This window comes from Pseudomonas sp. Leaf15 (genome assembly GCF_001421425.1).
Classification (GTDB): Bacteria; Pseudomonadota; Gammaproteobacteria; order Pseudomonadales; family Pseudomonadaceae; genus Aquipseudomonas; species Aquipseudomonas salomonii.
Genome location: NZ_LMKI01000035.1, coordinates 1 through 16614, shown reverse-complemented (window position 1 = coordinate 16614; position 16614 = coordinate 1). Strand labels below are relative to the sequence as shown.

General features: G+C 61.4%; 13 protein-coding genes. 6 read left to right on the top strand and 7 right to left on the bottom strand.

The window, feature by feature from the left end; all coding sequences use genetic code 11:
* Positions 1-298: 298 nt before the first annotated feature.
* Positions 299-604 carry a hypothetical protein gene (locus ASE80_RS25945; protein WP_056861446.1) on the bottom strand — a complete coding sequence of 102 codons (306 nt, stop codon included), beginning with the start codon at positions 602-604 and terminating at the stop codon, positions 299-301.
* A 460-nt stretch (positions 605-1064) separates the two neighbouring features.
* Here ASE80_RS25945 and ASE80_RS25940 point away from each other — a divergent pair, with 460 nt between their 5' ends.
* A complete protein-coding gene (locus tag ASE80_RS25940; protein WP_056861445.1) occupies positions 1065-1388 on the top strand; it encodes a hypothetical protein in 324 nt (107 codons plus the stop codon).
* A 175-nt stretch (positions 1389-1563) separates the two neighbouring features.
* A complete protein-coding gene (gene rmuC, locus ASE80_RS25935) occupies positions 1564-2928 on the top strand; it encodes a DNA recombination protein RmuC (protein ID WP_164488412.1) in 1365 nt (454 codons plus the stop codon).
* A 123-nt stretch (positions 2929-3051) separates the two neighbouring features.
* Here the strand turns inward: rmuC and ASE80_RS25930 are convergent, their stop codons facing one another.
* The 3 genes from ASE80_RS25930 to ASE80_RS25920 all read right to left on the bottom strand — a co-directional run bounded on the left by ASE80_RS25930 (position 3052) and on the right by ASE80_RS25920 (position 8164).
* Positions 3052-6522 (bottom strand): hybrid sensor histidine kinase/response regulator, encoded by a 3471-nt coding sequence (locus ASE80_RS25930; RefSeq protein WP_056861443.1) that lies wholly within the window; start codon positions 6520-6522, stop codon positions 3052-3054.
* A 650-nt stretch (positions 6523-7172) separates the two neighbouring features.
* Positions 7173-7565, bottom strand: coding sequence for a YbaN family protein (locus ASE80_RS25925; protein WP_056861442.1), 393 nt, complete (start codon positions 7563-7565; stop codon positions 7173-7175).
* An 11-nt stretch (positions 7566-7576) separates the two neighbouring features.
* Positions 7577-8164, bottom strand: a complete 588-nt coding sequence (locus ASE80_RS25920) for a UPF0149 family protein (RefSeq protein ID WP_017134909.1) — start codon at positions 8162-8164, stop codon at positions 7577-7579.
* Positions 8165-8440: 276 nt separating this feature from the next.
* On the opposite strand from ASE80_RS25920, the gene recQ reads away from it, so the two are divergent.
* Positions 8441-10570 carry a DNA helicase RecQ gene (gene recQ / locus ASE80_RS25915; RefSeq protein WP_056861441.1) on the top strand — a complete coding sequence of 710 codons (2130 nt, stop codon included), beginning with the start codon at positions 8441-8443 and terminating at the stop codon, positions 10568-10570.
* A gap of 121 nt (positions 10571-10691) precedes the next feature.
* Complete coding sequence (locus tag ASE80_RS25910; RefSeq protein WP_056861440.1) at positions 10692-11126, top strand: MarR family transcriptional regulator; 435 nt, start codon at positions 10692-10694, stop codon at positions 11124-11126.
* A gap of 49 nt (positions 11127-11175) precedes the next feature.
* Here ASE80_RS25910 and ASE80_RS25905 read toward each other — a convergent pair whose 3' ends face one another.
* A complete protein-coding gene (locus ASE80_RS25905) occupies positions 11176-13365 on the bottom strand; it encodes a patatin-like phospholipase family protein (protein WP_056861439.1) in 2190 nt (729 codons plus the stop codon).
* 84 nt (positions 13366-13449) lie between these two features.
* Between ASE80_RS25905 and ASE80_RS25900 the strand changes: the two genes are divergently transcribed.
* Positions 13450-13737 (top strand): SelT/SelW/SelH family protein, encoded by a 288-nt coding sequence (locus ASE80_RS25900; protein ID WP_017134913.1) that lies wholly within the window; start codon positions 13450-13452, stop codon positions 13735-13737.
* Between the two features lie 3 nt (positions 13738-13740).
* Here ASE80_RS25900 and ASE80_RS25895 read toward each other — a convergent pair whose 3' ends face one another.
* Positions 13741-14625 (bottom strand): DMT family transporter, encoded by an 885-nt coding sequence (locus ASE80_RS25895; RefSeq protein ID WP_056861438.1) that lies wholly within the window; start codon positions 14623-14625, stop codon positions 13741-13743.
* 100 nt (positions 14626-14725) lie between these two features.
* A complete protein-coding gene (locus ASE80_RS25890) occupies positions 14726-15475 on the bottom strand; it encodes an AraC family transcriptional regulator (protein ID WP_056861437.1) in 750 nt (249 codons plus the stop codon).
* Between the two features lie 138 nt (positions 15476-15613).
* On the opposite strand from ASE80_RS25890, the gene ASE80_RS25885 reads away from it, so the two are divergent.
* Positions 15614-16423 (top strand): UDP-2,3-diacylglucosamine diphosphatase, encoded by an 810-nt coding sequence (locus ASE80_RS25885; RefSeq protein ID WP_056861436.1) that lies wholly within the window; start codon positions 15614-15616, stop codon positions 16421-16423.
* Positions 16424-16614 lie beyond the last annotated feature (191 nt).

Sequence of the window (16614 nt, the reverse complement as noted above, 5' to 3'; positions counted from 1 at the left end):
GCTGGCAGGTAGGTACTTAGGAGGGCAGGCAACACAACAGGGGCAAAGGTTCTGGGCCCAGGGTGAAGATCCTGATCAATTTGCAGGTTGGTTCGGTCAGAGTATTGAGACTTCGCGACACCCTTTGCATGTTCAAAGGCAGTGTCGACGCAAGTGATACCTGGAAACCATCGAGGTGGTCGGTCCCGTGTTGTTCAGGGGATTGGTTCGACCAGAATTGACTTTCAGCTTGGTACTAACGCCGCGGATAGTAACGGATCGAATCCGGGAAGGGAAGCGGCTGAGCAAAAAACTTTTATCAGCCGCCGAGCAAGCCACGATAGACCAGCACCGTCACGGCGGCGGCCAGCGAGCAACCCAGGCCGTAGGCCGCGAGGGTCAGGCGCCAGGAGCGGCCGGTCTCGATCACCTGCATCACGTCGCGCATGTCATTGATCCGGCCGTCTCCCAGCTCAATGCACAAGCTGACGGCAGTAAAGGCCGCCGATAACAGGATGGCGATGGCGAACAACGCGCCGTCAGGCGAGGGCAGCGCTGCATTGATGCTCAGTGAGGTCGCGCAGATGGCGAGCAGCAACACGGCAAACAACAGGATTCCTTTCATCAGCGCCTGCAGGAGAGTTACGTCGATGGGGCAAGAGTGTGGCGAGCCGAGGTGGATTTGAAAAGTCCTCTGTTCCTGCAGGCCGGTAACATTCCCGAGCGGGTTGAAGCAAAAAACGGCGCTGATATAACCAGTGGATGGGTACTTGTGCACATTAGTTGCGCGGTGTGTAACCACTCTGTCAACTGCCCGAAAGCGCCGTTGTTTGCCTGCAACGAAAATTTAAGTCAATGAAAAACATCACTTTTTTTTATTGGTGAAAAAATCGTCAGTTTGACTGCGGCCCCCGTTTCATGGGGCTTTGCGCGGGTTCAAGGTGGGTTGTCCACTGAGTTATCCACAGCTTCTGTGGATTGTCCCGAGCGCTTGCTCTAGAACGGGCGTGTAGGATTTTTCCAGCTTTACCTGCGCGAAAAAAAGAGTAGAGTGGCGCGCCTTCCAATCTGTCCCACAGTGCTTTATGAAGTTTCGCTCAGTATCACCTTCTGTTACCGACACCCCTCAAACTGTTACCGCACCCAAGCGCTTTTCGCTGAAGGTTGCCTTGTGGCTGCTCGACAGCCCGCGGTTGGGGCACAACGCCAACATCAAGCACTTCGCCGGGCGCCTGCTCAAGCAGCCGGCCCGCGATGGCGTCGTCGCCGCCCAAAGCCGCCTGGGCCAGTTGATGTGCCGCGAGTGCGGCAACGCCCGCGACCGCCGCATTGGCCACGACCTGCTGCGCCTGGCCGCCCGTGCCGGTGACCGCCGCGCCCTGCGCGAGCTGGGGCAGGTCGAAGACTGAGCTGTCCTCAAGCCCCGCGCTTGGTTAACCTTGCTCCTTTTCGGTAATGGCAGAAATGGCTATGGTTTTTGACTGGACCAGTATTGCCTTGGGTCTGGCGGGTGCAGCAGTGCCTTTATTGGCCCTGTGCTGGCAGATTCAACGACGACTGACCGCGCGCATGACCGGCTGGGAGCTGCTCGAAGAGCGCCTGGCGACCGCGCAACTGGCCCAGGAAGGGCTGGCCGCGCAACTGGACGCCAGCCGCGATGAAATCAGCGACCTCAGCCAGGCCAATGCCTCGAAACAGGCCGACCTGGCCGCTATGCGCCGCGAAGTCGAACTGCTGCAAATCGACCGCGATAACGCCCGCGACGCCGCTCACGCCTGGAACCTCGACCGCAGCGCCAAGGAAACCGAGCTGCGCCGCCTCGATGCGCTGTCAGCCGCCTTGCGCGCCGAATTGCGTGAACAACAGGACAGCCATCAACAACGTCTTGCCGACCTGCAAGGTTCGCGCGATGAGCTGCGCGCGCAGTTTGCCGAGCTGGCCGGGAAGATTTTCGATGAGCGCGAGCAGCGTTTCGCTGAAACCAGCCAGGAACGCCTGGGCCAATTGCTTGACCCATTGAAGGAACGCATCCAGTCCTTCGAAAAGCGGGTGGAAGAAAGCTATCAGAACGAAGCCCGCGAGCGTTTTTCCCTGGCCAAAGAGCTTGAGCGTCTGCAGCAATTGAACCTGCGCCTGTCGGACGAAGCCACCAACCTGACCCGCGCTCTAAAGGGCCAGAAAACCCAGGGTAACTGGGGCGAACTGATTCTTGAGCGGGTGCTGGAGCATGCCGGGCTGGAGAAGGGTCGCGAGTACCAGACCCAGGTGAGCCTCAAAGGGCCGGACGGCGAGCGCTTCCAGCCGGACGTGCTGATCATGCTGCCGGGCGACAAGCAGGTGGTGGTCGACTCCAAGGTCAGCCTCACGGCCTATCAGCAATACGTCGCGGCGGATGATGAGGTGATTGGCCAGGCGGCCCTCAAGCAGCATGTACTGTCCCTGCGTAACCACGTCAAAGGCTTGGCCGGCAAGGATTACAAGCGCCTGGAAGGGCTGCACAGCCTGGATTTCGTGTTGCTGTTCGTGCCCATCGAGGCTGCATTTTCCGCCGCCCTGCAGGCCGAGCCTAACCTGTTCCAGGAAGCGTTCGACCGCCATATCGTGATTGTCAGCCCCACGACCTTGCTCGCCACCCTGCGGGTGATCGACAGCCTGTGGAAGCAGGAGCGCCAAAGCCAGAATGCGCGGGAAATCGCCGAACGGGCCGGCTGGCTGTACGACAAGTTCGTGCTGTTTATCCAGGACCTGGACGAAGTGGGCAACCGTCTGCAACAGTTGGATAAGGCTTATAGCGCAGCGCGTAACAAGCTGACGGATGGGCGTGGGAATCTGGTCAGCCGCACCGAGCAATTGCGGTTGCTGGGCGCGCGTGCGAGCAAAAGCCTGCCGGCGGATTTGCTCGAACGCGCAATGACCGATTCAGACGGCGTGGCGCATCTGCCCGAGTAAATGCAATCCGAAATGTGGGAGCGGGCTTGCTCGCGAATGCGGTGTGTCAGCCAGCACATTCGTTGACTGACACTGCGCATTCGCGGGCAAGCCCGCTCCCACAGTTTTGACCGAGTACACTGTTTAAAGCGGCAAATGCCGACTCAACAACGCCCGCAACGCCGCCGGTTTTACCGGCTTGGCCAAGTAATCCAACCCCGCCGCATGCACCTCGGCGACCATCTCCGGTCGCCCATCGGCACTGATCACCACCCCGGGAATCGGCTCCGCCAACTGCGCCCGCAGCCAGCCCATCAGCTCCGTGCCCGTCTCGCCGTGGTCCAGGTGGTAATCCACCAACGCCAATTGCGGGCGCACGCCCTCGGCCAGCAGCGCCGCGCATTGCGCCTGATCGGTGGCGTTCCACACTTCGCAGCCCCAGCGCGTCAGCAGGCTGCGCATGCCGATCAGGATGCTTTCTTCGTTGTCCACGCACAGCACCTGCGCGCCGCTTAATGGCAGCCCATTGTCTTGCGCGATCTTGACCTGTGGGCTGGCCTGGTTGCGCGCCAGTGGCACGCGCACGCTGAACACGCTGCCTTGGCCCGGCCACGAGCGCACGCTCAACGTATGCCCGAGCACGCGGCACAGGCCGTCGGCGATTGCCAGGCCCAGGCCCAGGCCTTTCTCGGCGCGGGTCTGGTGGCTGTCCAGGCGCTTGAACTCTTCGAAGATGACCTTCTGTTTATCCAGCGGAATACCAGGGCCACGGTCCCACACTTCCAGGCACAGTTCGCCCTCGCGCCTGCGCACGCCCAGTAGCACGGGGCCGTCGGCATAGCGGAACGCGTTGGTGAGAAAATTCTGCAGAATCCGCCTGAGCAACTTGATGTCGCTGTCCACCCGCAACCGACTGCCGCGCAGGCGGAAACGCAGGCCCTGCTCCTGAGCCAGTGCCTTGAATTCGGCGCCGAGGGTGTCGAACAGCTCGTTGAGCACAAAGGGCTGGCGCTGCGGGTTGATCTTGCCGTTTTCCAGGCGTGAAATATCCAGCAGGTCGCTGATCAAGTCTTCGGCCGAGCGCAGCGAACTGTCCAGGTGCTGCACCAATTGCCGGGCCTCGGCGGACAAACCGTCGTGCTGGTGGGAGAGGGCGGCGGAGAACAGGCGTGCGGCGTTCAAGGGTTGCATCAGGTCGTGGCTGACCGCCGCAAGGAAGCGGGTCTTCGATTGGCTGGCGGATTCGGCCACGCCCTTGGCATCGGTCAATGCAACATTGAGCTGAGACAGTTCATGGGTGCGCTCGGTTACCCGTTGCTCAAGGCCTTCGTTGGCTTCGGTCAGTGCCTGCTCGGCTTCACGGAACGCTGTGATGTCGGTAAAGCTCATGACAAACCCACCGCCAGGCATCGGGTTGCCGATCAGCTCGATCACGCGGCCATTCGGGAATAACCGTTCGGAGGTGTGCGCACGACCTTGGCGCATCCAATGCAGGCGGCGCGCTACGTGTACTTGGGCTTCACCCGGCCCGCACAGGCCGCGCTCGGCGTTGTAGCGAATGATGTCGGCAATCGGCCGACCCACGCTGATCAGGCCTTCAGGGTAGTTGAACAGTTCCAGATAGCGGCGGTTCCAGGCCACCAGCTTGAGGGACTGGTCGACCACACTGATGCCCTGGGTGATGTTTTCGATCGCGCCTTGCAGCAACGCGCGGTTGAACTGCAACACCTCGGAGGCTTCGTCGGCGATGCGTACGACGTCCTCCAGCTGCATTTCCCGACCTTCAATCGCGGCTTTTACCACTGCGCGTGTCGAAGAGGCGCCGAGCACACCGGCCAGCAAGCGTTCAGTGTGGGCAATCCAGTCGTTATCGGCGTTCTGGTTCGGGTTGAAGCCTTTGCCCTGACGATAGGCGAAACGGATAAAGCTCTGCTGGGCGCGTTCCTCGCCGACAAAACGTGCCGCGAGGCTGAGCAGGTCGCTGATCTGCACCGACAGCATCGAGCGCGCATTGGCGCGCTGGCTGATTTCCTGGCCGATAAACCGCCCGGCCTGCCAATGCTCGGACACCCGTGTGCGCGACAGCATCGAGACCCACACAAACAGCGTGAAGTTGCCCGCCAGGGAAAACACAGTACCCAGGGTCAACGAGGTGACGGTGAAACCAAAGGGGTGCGAATGCATCCACGTCAGGCCGGGGAAAAGGCTCAACGACCAGCCCAGGCTTTTCGCCGTCACCGGTAGGACCAAGGTGTAGAACCACAGGAAAGTGCCCGCTGCCAAACCGGCAAACACGCCGCGTCGGTTGGCCTGCTTCCAATACAACGCGCCGAGCATCGCGGGTGCCAGTTGGGTGACGGCGGCGAACGCGATCTGGCCGATGGTCGCCAGGCTCGCGCTGGAGCCGAGCAGGCGGTAACTCACGTAGGCCAGCAACAGGATGATCACAATGCTCACGCGGCGCACCGACAGCATCCAGTGGCGGAACACTTCGAACGGCCGCTCGGCGCTGGAACGGCGCAACAGCCACGGCAGCAACATGTCGTTGGAGACCATGGTCGACAAGGCGATGCTCGCCACAATCACCATGCCGGTTGCCGCCGAAGCACCGCCGATAAACGCCAGCACGGCAAGGGCCGGGTGCGCTTCGGCCATGGGCAGGCTGATCACGTAGGAGTCCGGCAATACCGAGGCGGGCAATAGCATTTTGCCGCCGAGGGCAATAGGGATGACGAACAGCGCGGCAAGGATCAGGTAGGCCGGGAACACCCACTTGGCCAGACGCAAATCCTGCGGGTCGATGTTCTCTACCACCGTGACGTGAAACTGCCGTGGCAGGCAGATGATGGCCATCATCGCTACGCCGGTCTGCACCACCATCGACGGCCAGTTGATGGTTTCTGTCCAGTATTCCTCTAGGCGCGGGGCGAGCATGGCCTGGCTGAACAGGTCGCCAAAACCGTCGTACAGGCCGAAGGTCACGAATGCGCCGACCGCCAGAAAGGCAAACAGCTTGACCAGGGATTCAAACGCAATCGCCAGCACCATGCCACGGTGGTGTTCGGTGGCATCCAGGTTGCGGGTACCGAACACAATGGTGAACAGCGCCAATACCAGCGACACGATCAACGCGGTGTCCTGGGCGCGGGTGCCGGTGGTGTCGGGGCCGGAGCCGATCAACAGGTTCACGCCCAGCACGATGCCTTTGAGTTGCAGGGCGATATAGGGCAGCACGCCGACCAGGCAGATCAACGCCACCACCACGGCCAGTGATTGGGATTTGCCGTAGCGTGCGGCGATAAAGTCGGCAATGGAGGTGATGTTTTCCTGCTTGCTGATCAGGATCATCTTTTGCAGCACCCAGGGTGCCAGCACCAGCAGCAGCACAGGTCCCAGGTAGATCGGTAAAAACGCCCACAGCTGCTCGGCGGCCTGGCCGACGGCGCCGAAGAAGGTCCAGCTGGTGCAGTAAACGGCCAGCGACAGGCTGTATACCCAGGCACGCATTCGCGGCGGCAACGGCGCGTGGCGGCGGTCACCGTAAAAGGCGATGGCGAACATAATGGCCATATAGGCCAGGGCAACGGCGGCGATCAGCCCGCTGGACAGCGTCATGGTAACTCCGAGCATAAGAACACCCGGGCATTCCGAGCCCGGTGGGACAGTCTCGCATGATGCTGGGGGTTAGTCAGTGTCGACCAAGGTCGTGTAAGGGGGCGGGGTGGGGTGTATTCCGTTGCTGCGGTAACGGCTGCCTATGGTTCCGCTTTTACAGCGGCTCACTTTTGTGTAACCCATGTGGTTGTCCCGTACACGCCCCCAATACTCGGTGCCTCGCTGTGGCTCGGCATGCCCGCAATCCGACACTGATTTGGGGGGGGCGATTTCAGATCAAGATCACGATCAAAAGCGCAGATCAAAAGACCGCTGACTTCGTCATCGAAAAGGATGTAAGAGCCGGAGCAACAGCAACAGCAACAGCAACAGCAGAGCCATACTCGGTCAACTGTGGGAGCTGGCTTGCCTGCGATGGCATCAACTCTGTGTACCTGACACACCGAGGTGTCTGCATCGCAGGCAAGCCAGCTCCCACATTCAGACCGCGTTGCATCAGGTAAATAGGCTTTTGCCTTGCACTTTGGACTTTTGGCTGGGCTGGCATTCCGGGCGTTTGCCAAAAGTGGCCCGCTGTAAAAGCGGAACCATAGGCCGCCGTTACCGCGGCAATGGATATACACGCCACCCGCCACCACGAAAAAACACGCTCACCGCCGCGGCAGGGTTTTCTGGCGCAAGATGTAGACGGTTACCAACACCGCACTGGTCAGCATAAACCCACGCGCCCAAGGCAGCGGCACCAGATAGCAGGAAAACCCAATGCTCAGCCACATCAACCCAATGGCATACACCTTGCCCTTGAGCGGAATCCCATTGCCGTCCAGATAGTCACGAATCCACGGGCCCAGGCGCGGATGTTCCACCAGCCATTGGTAGAAGCGCGGGGAGCTTCGAGCGAAGCAGGCGGCGGCGAGTAGCAGGAAGGGGGTGGTCGGCAATACCGGCAGGAAGATACCGATCACGCCCAGCGCTACGCTCAGCCAGCCGATGGCCAGCAGCACGTAGCGCAGGAGCAGTGAACGCTTGCCCATGGGCGTCATGGGCAAACGACTCAGTGGTGACGTGGCTTGAGGATCGCCGGTTTTTCGTCAGGCGCGTTGCACAGCAGGTACAAGGCGGTGAGGGCTTCCGGGATCTGTACGATCATGTCGTCCATCAGGTTGGCGTCGGCGGCGATGTCGGAGAATTCCGGCTGGTCGTCGAACAGGCCCGAACCGACCATGATCGGCAGCAGCATTTCGCTGACTTCTTCCTCGGCAGTTTCGAACCAGGCGGCTTCGCGCAGGAACACGCCTTCCATGAAGCCGATGCACCAGCCGCGCAGGTCGGAGTCATCCGGCTCTTCGCCCAGGTCCAGCTCGCATGGCAGCTCGAATTCCTCATCGGAAGCCAGCTGGCGACCAATGTGGGCCTTGAGGGCCAGCAGGGTCGATTCGATTTCTTCGCGTTGGGCGGCGTCGGCGTAGTGCGGTTCTTCGGCGAACAGCGCGTCGATCCATTCACGGTCGGGTACGACGTCGGCGCAGATCGACAGGGCGGTCAGGTAGCCGTGAGCGGCCACGTAGTCCAGCGCCTCGTCATGCAGCTCATCGGCGTCGAGGAAGGCTTGCAGGCGGGTTAGTTGCTCAGCGAAGGACATTGAAGGGCTACCTTGGGAATAAACGATGCGCAATTCTAGGCTTTCTTGAGCCTCCAGGCCAGCTGCAAGGCATATTTGCCGGGTTCTGGAGCGGGATGACTATTCGTCAGTGGCGCCCTTTGCCGGGTAACGCTCGGGTATACTGCCGCGTTTTGTGATGCCCCTGCAGGCCAAGCGCCAATCCGCGAAAACTTCGCTTACGGATTATTTCCCGTGAAGCGGTGTTTTTTCGGCCAGCCTGTACAGAGGGATTTCGGCACCATTTTGGAGTTTTACATGCTCGAGCAGGCTCAACGCGTCCTCAAGGACATCTTCGGCTACGACAGTTTTCGTGGCCGCCAGGGTGCGATCATTGAGCGCGTGGCCAGTGGTGGTGATGCCCTGGTCCTGATGCCTACCGGTGGCGGCAAGTCGCTGTGCTTCCAGGTCCCGGCGTTGTTGCGCAATGGCTTGGCCGTGGTGGTGTCGCCGCTGATCGCGTTGATGGACGATCAGGTCGCCACCCTGGAAGAGCTCGGTGTCGCCGCCGCCGCCTTGAACTCCACCCTGAGTGCCGAGCAGCAGCGCGAGTTGGCTGCGCGCATCAAGCGCGGTGAAGTGAAAATGCTCTACCTGGCGCCTGAGCGGCTGGTGCAGCCGCGCATGCTGGCCTTCCTGCAAAGCCTGGAAATTGCGCTGTTCGCCATCGACGAGGCCCACTGCGTATCGCAATGGGGCCACGATTTCCGCCGCGAATACCTGCAGCTGGGCCAACTGGCGGAACTGTTCCCCGACGTGCCGCGCATCGCCCTGACCGCCACCGCCGACAAACGCACCCGCGAAGAAATCGTCGAGCGCCTGCACCTGCAAAACGCCGAACGCTTCCTGTCGAGCTTCGACCGGCCGAATATTTTTTACCGCATCGTGCCCAAGGAACAGCCGCGCAAACAGTTGCTGGCGTTCCTGTCCGAGCGGCGCAGCGACGCAGGCATCGTGTATTGCCTGTCGCGCAAGAAGGTCGATGAAGTGGCCGCGTTTCTCTGCGAGCAAGGCTACCCGGCGCTGCCGTATCACGCGGGCCTGCCCAATGACACGCGCTCTGCCCACCAGAAGCGCTTCCTCAACGAGGAAGGCCTGATCATGGTGGCGACCATCGCGTTCGGCATGGGCATCGACAAATCCAACGTGCGCTTTGTTGCGCATATGGACCTGCCAAAATCCCTTGAGGCCTACTACCAGGAAACCGGTCGCGCCGGCCGTGATGGCCTGCCGGCGGATGCCTGGATGGTCTACGGCCTGCAAGACGTGGTGATGCTCAAGCAGATGCTGCAGAACTCCGAAGGCGACGAGCGGCACAAGCGCCTTGAACAACACAAGCTCGATGCCATGCTTTCGCTGTGCGAGGAGACCCGCTGCCGCCGTCAGACGCTGCTGGCGTATTTCGACGAGGACATGCCCGAGCCCTGCGGGCACTGCGATAACTGCACCGATGGCGTACAGACCTGGGATGCTACCGAGCCGGCGCGCCAGGCGTTGTCGACCATCTACCGTACCGGCCAGCGCTACGGCGTGGGCCATCTGGTGGACGTATTGCTGGGCAAGGACAACGAGAAAGTGCACAGCTTCGGCCACGAAAAACTCTCGGTGTACGGCGTCGGCAAGGCGCGCGCCGAAGGCGAATGGCGTTCGTTGTTCCGGCAGATGGTCGCGCGCAACCTGGTAGACATCGACATCGAAGGTTACGGCGGCCTGCGCCTGAACGACAGTTGCCGGCCCTTGCTCAAGGGCGAGGTGAGCCTGGAGCTGCGCCGCGACCTTAAGCCGCAGACCACCGCCAAAAGCAGCAGCACCAGCCCGGCCAGCCAGTTGGTGCGCTTTGAGGAGCGCGAACAGTGGGAAGCCTTGCGCACCCTGCGGCGCAAACTGGCGCAGGAACACAGTGTGCCGCCTTACGTCATCTTCCCCGACTCCACCTTGCTGGAGATGCTGCGCGAGCAGCCAACGAGCATGGCCGAGATGGCCAAGGTCAGCGGCGTCGGTGCGCGCAAACTCGAACGCTACGGCCAAGCCTTCCTCGAAGTGCTCGGTGGCCAGGCCGAGGCGCCGAAGGAAGTTGCCGATATTCGCCATGAGCTGATCAGCCTGGCACGTGCAGGCATGACCCCGATCCAGATCGCCGGCCAGCTGCAATGCTCGGAAAAAAACGTCTACACCTTGCTGGCTGAATCCATCGGCAAGCAGCAGTTGTCGTTGGAGCAGGCGCTTGATTTACCGGAAGATCTGCTCGGTGAAATCCAGGATGCCTTCCTCGACGGAGAAGGCGAATTGCCACCGGTTACGGAGATTGCGCCGCTGTTTACCGGGCGTGTGCCTGAAGGTGTTTTGTATTGCGTACGTGCCGCTTTGCAGTCCGAATTCGAAATTTAGTGTGCCAATTACGACAATGTAACGAATCAGTCCATAGCGCCACTTGCCTCCTGGCATGGCTCATGCTTAGCTGACTAATAATTAGCCACATTTTATTTTCAGTCTAAACCATGAGTTTTTTATGCCGTTAACCGAACAACACCGCTTTGGCATGCAGTTGGCGCAAATGTCCCGAGGCTGGCGCGCCGAACTGGACCGCCGTTTGGCGGGGCTGGGTTTGTCCCAGGCGCGTTGGCTGGTGCTGTTGCATCTGGCCCGTTTTGTCGATGCACCGACCCAGCGTGAACTGGCGCAAAGCGTCGGCGTAGAAGGTCCGACCCTGGCGCGCCTGCTCGACAGCCTGGAAGGCCAGGGCCTGGTGCAGCGCCAGGCGGTGCTGGAGGATCGTCGCGCCAAACGCATCCTGCTGTGCGACACCGCCCGCCCGTTGATCGACCAGATCGAAACCATCGCCACGGCCTTGCGCCATGAGTTGTTTGTGGGCGTGGATGAAGACGATTTGCGTGTGTGCATGCGCGTGCATGGGCACATTCTGGCGAACCTGGAAAAGTCCTGAGGTGTGGCGAGGGAGCTTGCTCCCTCGCCACAATAAGCCTGGCATCCGGCTAGAACGTCTGCCCCAGGTTCAGGTACACCGCCTGCTGCTTGTCATCATTGAATCCATAGCTGAAGTTCAGCGGCCCCAACGGCGTATCAAAGCCGAGGAAAATACTCGCCGCATTGATATAGCCACTGTCGAACTGATTGTCGTTGTTCCACGCCCGACCGCGCTCCAGCGAAGCCCCCAGGTACAGTGGGAAATCCAGCGGCAGATACGAGCGCGGCGTCAGGCGGCGGTAGTACACGGCGCGCATCAGGGCGATGTTCTGCCCCGAGATTGAATCTTCGCGAAAGCCCGATAATTGCCGCGCACCGCCGAGCAGGAAGCTGGAAACCACCACGTCGGATTTATCCAGGGTGCGGCCATAACGACCGCCGAGTATCAAGGTGTCCGGGCCGTGGCTCATGGCTTTGTCCAGCTTGAACTCCCACTGTCGGTAGCGCTGGTCCGAACCCAGGCCGGGTTCGAACTCGCGATAGGCCAGGCCGATGTCTTCACCGGAGTGGGGGAAGTACACGTTATCCAGCGAATCGAACGAGTACTTGAGCTCATAGAAACCCTCGCTGAAGCTCACACTCGGCAAGTCGCGCTCGCCAACACGTACATCCGCCTTGCCCCAGGCTTCACCGATGCCGAAGCGGATCTCGCCGCTGTTGCCGATCTGGCGTCCCACGTTCAAACCAAAACCGTAGCGCTCCAGGCGGTATTCGGCGATAGGGTCGCTGTCCAGCACCAAGTCAACGTTCTGCGCCTGGGCACTGATATAGGGCGCGACGAAGTAGCGTGAACCCACATCCAGTGGCTGGTAGAACTCGCTGTACAGCTCCTGGCGATCACCAATCTGCACGCGTGTCAGCCATTCGGCGCCGAGGCGGTTGATGCCGTTCATGCGGTAACTGGCGCCGAGGTTGTAGGCGCTTTCGCCGCGCATGTCATCCGACAGGCTCAGGCCCAGGCGCAAGTAGTCGGTGCCGCTGCGTTTGCCGCGCGCGCTGATGACCAGGGTATTGTCCTGGCCCTTTTTCACCACGCGGTATTGCACCTGCTCGAAATAATCCAGGCCATACAACGTGCCCATGTCGGTTTGCAGGCGGCCCAGGTTCAGCGGCTCGCCCAGGGTTTGGCGGATGTAGTAGCGAATCACGTCGTCACTGACTTTCGAGTCGTTTTCCACCTTGATGGCGGTGATCACCGGCGTGCGTTCACCCGGGGTGCGGGCCTCCACCAATTGCGCGTCGATCGGTTCGGCGGGGCGCAAGTGCGCCAGGCGCACGTCGAGGGCGCGGGTGGCGCGGTAGCCGGCGTCGATCATGTCTTTGGCGCGACCGAAGTCGGTCACGCCGTAGGCGGCCAGAGGCGGCTGGATCAACACATCCTTGGGCTGCAGGGCCTTGAGTTGTTCTTCGGAGTTGCGCCGGGTCATCAGGGTGATCGACTGGTTGAGCACATCCACCACAGTAGCCAGTTGCTTGCGTGAGCGCAGCGGCGTGCCGATGTCCACGACGATGGCGATATCGACGCCCATTTCGCGCGCCACATCCAGTGGGATGTTGTCGGTCATGCCGCCGTCCACCAGCAGCCGCCCGTCCAGCTCAACCGGGGCGAACACTGCCGGGATCGACATGCTGGCACGGATTACCTGGGGCAAGTGGCCCTTGCTGAACACCACTTTTTCGCCGGTGGTGATGTCGGTGGCCACGGCGCGGAACGGGATTGGCAGCTTGTCGAAATTACGCGTATTGCTGGAGTGGGCGAACATGCTTTCCAGCAACAGCGCCAGGTTCTGGCCCTGGATCACGCCGAGCGGCAGGCCGAGGCTGCCGTCATCGCGGAAGCTGAGCTTCTGTTTGACGAGGAAGTCGCGGTCATCCTGTTTGCGCCGAAACGGCACGTCTTCGCGTGGCGGGGCATCGGACAATGCCTGTTGCCAGTCGATATTGAGCGCGAGCTTTTCCAGTTCATCGATCTTGTAGCCCGAGGCGTACAGACCGCCAATCACCGCGCCCATGCTGGTGCCGGCGATAGCATCGATATGGATACCTTGCTCTTCCAGGGCCTTGAGCACGCCAATATGCGCGAGGCCACGGGCGGCACCGCCGGACAGCACCAGGCCGATCTTGGGGCGTGGGCTTTCGACGGCATCGGCGATCAGGGGAAGCAGGCACAGAAACAGGCAGGACAACAGGCGGCGCATCATGAATCTCAAGGCTGGGCGATAAAGGCCGGTATTATAGTCACTCGATCGTCCGTGCCCGTTATGTCAGGAACTTCTCAAATTATGTCTGCCAGCAAACCCGAGATCGTCATCACCTATTGCACCCAATGCCAATGGCTGTTGCGCGCGGCGTGGCTGGCCCAGGAATTGTTGAGTACATTTGCCGATGACCTGGGCCGTGTGGCGCTGGAACCGGCCACCGGCGGGGCGTTTCGCATCACCTGCGACGGCGTGCAGATCTGGGAGCGCAAGGCCGACGGCGGGTTTCCGGAGGCCAAGGTGCTCAAGCAGCGCGTGCGCGACCAGATCGACCCGCAGCGCGACCTGGGGCACAACGACCGCAAGGCCTGAAGGCTAAGCGGTGGCTGCCGGCTGTTTGGCCTGGCTGGCGCTGCCCAGCAAGCCTGAGAGCACGATGGCGACGATGATCAGCGCGCCGCCCAGCAGCATGCGCAAGGTCGGGGTTTCGGCGAACAGCAGCCAGGCCGCGGTGATGCCATAGACCGGCTCCATGGCGAACACCACGGACGCGGTGCGCGCCTTGATCACCGCGAGGCTGGCGACAAACAAGCTGTGGGCCAGGCCGGTGCAGAATACGCCGAGCAGCCCGATCCACAGCCAGTCAATCCCACGCACATCCGCCAGGCCCGGCGCCGCCACTGGCAGCAGGCAGGCCGCGACCACCACGTTCTGGCACAGCGCGGCCTGCACCGCCGGAATGCGCCCGGAGCTGGCGCGGTTGTTCAGCGACAGCAGCGAGAACAACAGGCCCGAGAGAATCCCCCACAGCAGGCCGCCCGTGGCCTGGCTGGCGAGGTCGAAGTCTGGCGTCACCAACACCAGGCCCACCGTGACCAGCGCCACCAGCAGCACTTCGTTGGCGCGGATGCGCTCGCGGAAGATCAGCCCTTCAAGTATCACGGTAAAGGCCGGGAACGCAGTGAAGCCAAGGGTGGCGACGGCCACCCCGGCGACTTTGACGGCAATGAAGAAGGTCACCCAATGCGCCGCCAATAGCACGCCGCTGACGACGAGGCGACGCCAGTCGCGCATCTCCAGGGTTTTCCAGGTGGTGTTGCTGGCGAATCGCGCAAAGATCGCCAAGGCGATCACGGCAAAGGCGGCGCGGCCAAATACGATGATGGCCGGTGAGGCGGCTGCCAGCTTGCCGAAAACACCAGTGAGGCCAAACATCAGTGCGCCGATATGCAGGGCGCCAAGGGCTGAGCGGGGAGTCATTGCGATCCTTGAACCAACGGGGGTGACAGAATCGCAGTCTAGAGGTTCGAGGGCACCGGTGTCTGTCGCGGGCCTCGCGAATCTTAGCGCCAGGCTCTTGTCAGTCCGAGCGACGCAACGCGCCCGGTGAGGCGCCAAACTCACGCAGCATGGCGGCAGAGAAGGCACTTTGCGAGGCGTAACCGACGCGCTCGGCGATTTCGCCAACGGGCAGCGGCGTCTCGCGCAAATGTTTCAACGCCATGTGCAGGCGACGGCTACGCAGGTAGTCCATCGGTGTTTGCCCGCACTCGGCCATAAAACGTGCATGCAGGCGTGCCACCGAGAGGTCGGCAATACGCGCCAGGTCGGCCACCTGCAACGGATGCGCAGCATGGCGTTCGATGTGCGCATTGAACGCCGCATACGGCAAACGCTTGCCCGGTATCGACTGGGCAAGCGGATGATTGAGACTGGCCAGCAGCAACACCGCGCCTTGCTGGGCGATCAGCGGGTCATCCACCGGGCTTTGTGCCAGCCATTGCACCAATTGGCTTTGCCGGGCGTCCAGTGTCAGTCGCGCCGGTTGATCGAGCAGGCGGCGACTGGTGTCGGCATGTTCGCCCAAAGACTGCGCCACCCAATGCTCGTCGGGAACATCCAGCACCAGGCAGCGGCTGCCGTCGCGACTGCCGCAGGCATGGTGGGCCGAGAAGGGCAGCACCATCACGCTGCTGGCGTGCACCTGGCTGCCCAGGCCATCGACTTCCAGGTCCAGATGCCCCGACAACCCGAACACCAGTTGGGCGTGATCATGGCTGTGGGCGAGCGGTTCTTCGAGGTAGTGGCGCAGCGTGAGGGTCGGTCTCATCGCAGTCTCCTGGGCAGCAGGCCTGCAGTCTACAACGCTTCGGAGGGTTGCGAGCGCTGTCATCAGACTGACGCACAGTTGTCATGGGCTATTAACCGCCCGGGCGCAAGCTCGCGAAAACACCGTCGAGGGATGCCCATGACCAGTGCCGAGTTCGTTAAACCCAGCCGCAAACAACGGGTTCGTACCCTGTGGATCTCCGACGTGCACTTGGGCACCCGGGATTGCCAGGCCGAGCACCTGTCGCAGTTCCTCAAGGGCTACCACGCCGACAAGGTCTACCTGGTGGGCGATATCATCGACGGTTGGAAAATGCGCGGCGGCATGTATTGGCCCCAGGCTCACACCAATGTGATCCGCCGCTTGCTCACCATGGCCAAGCGCGGCACCGAGGTGATCTACGTCACCGGCAACCACGACGAATTCCTGCGCCGCTACTCCAAGCTGATTCTGGGCAATATCCAACTGGTGGACGAAGCCGTGCACGTCACTGCCGATGGCCGCCACCTGCTGGTGATTCACGGCGATCAATTTGATGTGATCACCCGATACCACCGTTGGCTGGCCTTCCTGGGCGATTCGGCCTATGAGTTCACCCTCACGCTCAACCGTTGGCTCAATCACTGGCGTGCGCGGTATGGCTATGGCTACTGGTCGTTGTCGGCGTACCTGAAGCACAAGGTCAAGACGGCGGTGAGTTTTATCAGCGATTTCGAAGAAGCGATCGCCCACGAAGTGACCAAGCGCGAGTTGCATGGCGTGGTGTGCGGGCATATTCACCATGCCGAGATTCGCAAGGTGGGCGAGGTGGACTACCTTAATTGCGGGGATTGGGTGGAGTCGTGCACCGCGTTGATCGAGCACTGGGATGGCAGTATCGAGTTGTATCGGTTGGCGGATGCGCAGGCCAAAGAGGCGCTGCTCAAAGCCGAGATGGTTGCGGGCTAGAAGGCTCGCACGGTCAAAAATGTGGGAGCTGGCTTGCCTGCGATGGCGGTTGTTCAGTCAGCTTATTCAGTGACTGACACTCCGTAATCGCAGCATAGGTATCTACACAACTTTTGAAGGCCGCCAATTTCTCCTGTGGCGAGCAGGCTTGCCCTGCGTTGGGCTGCGAAGCAGCCCCAAACCCAGTCGCT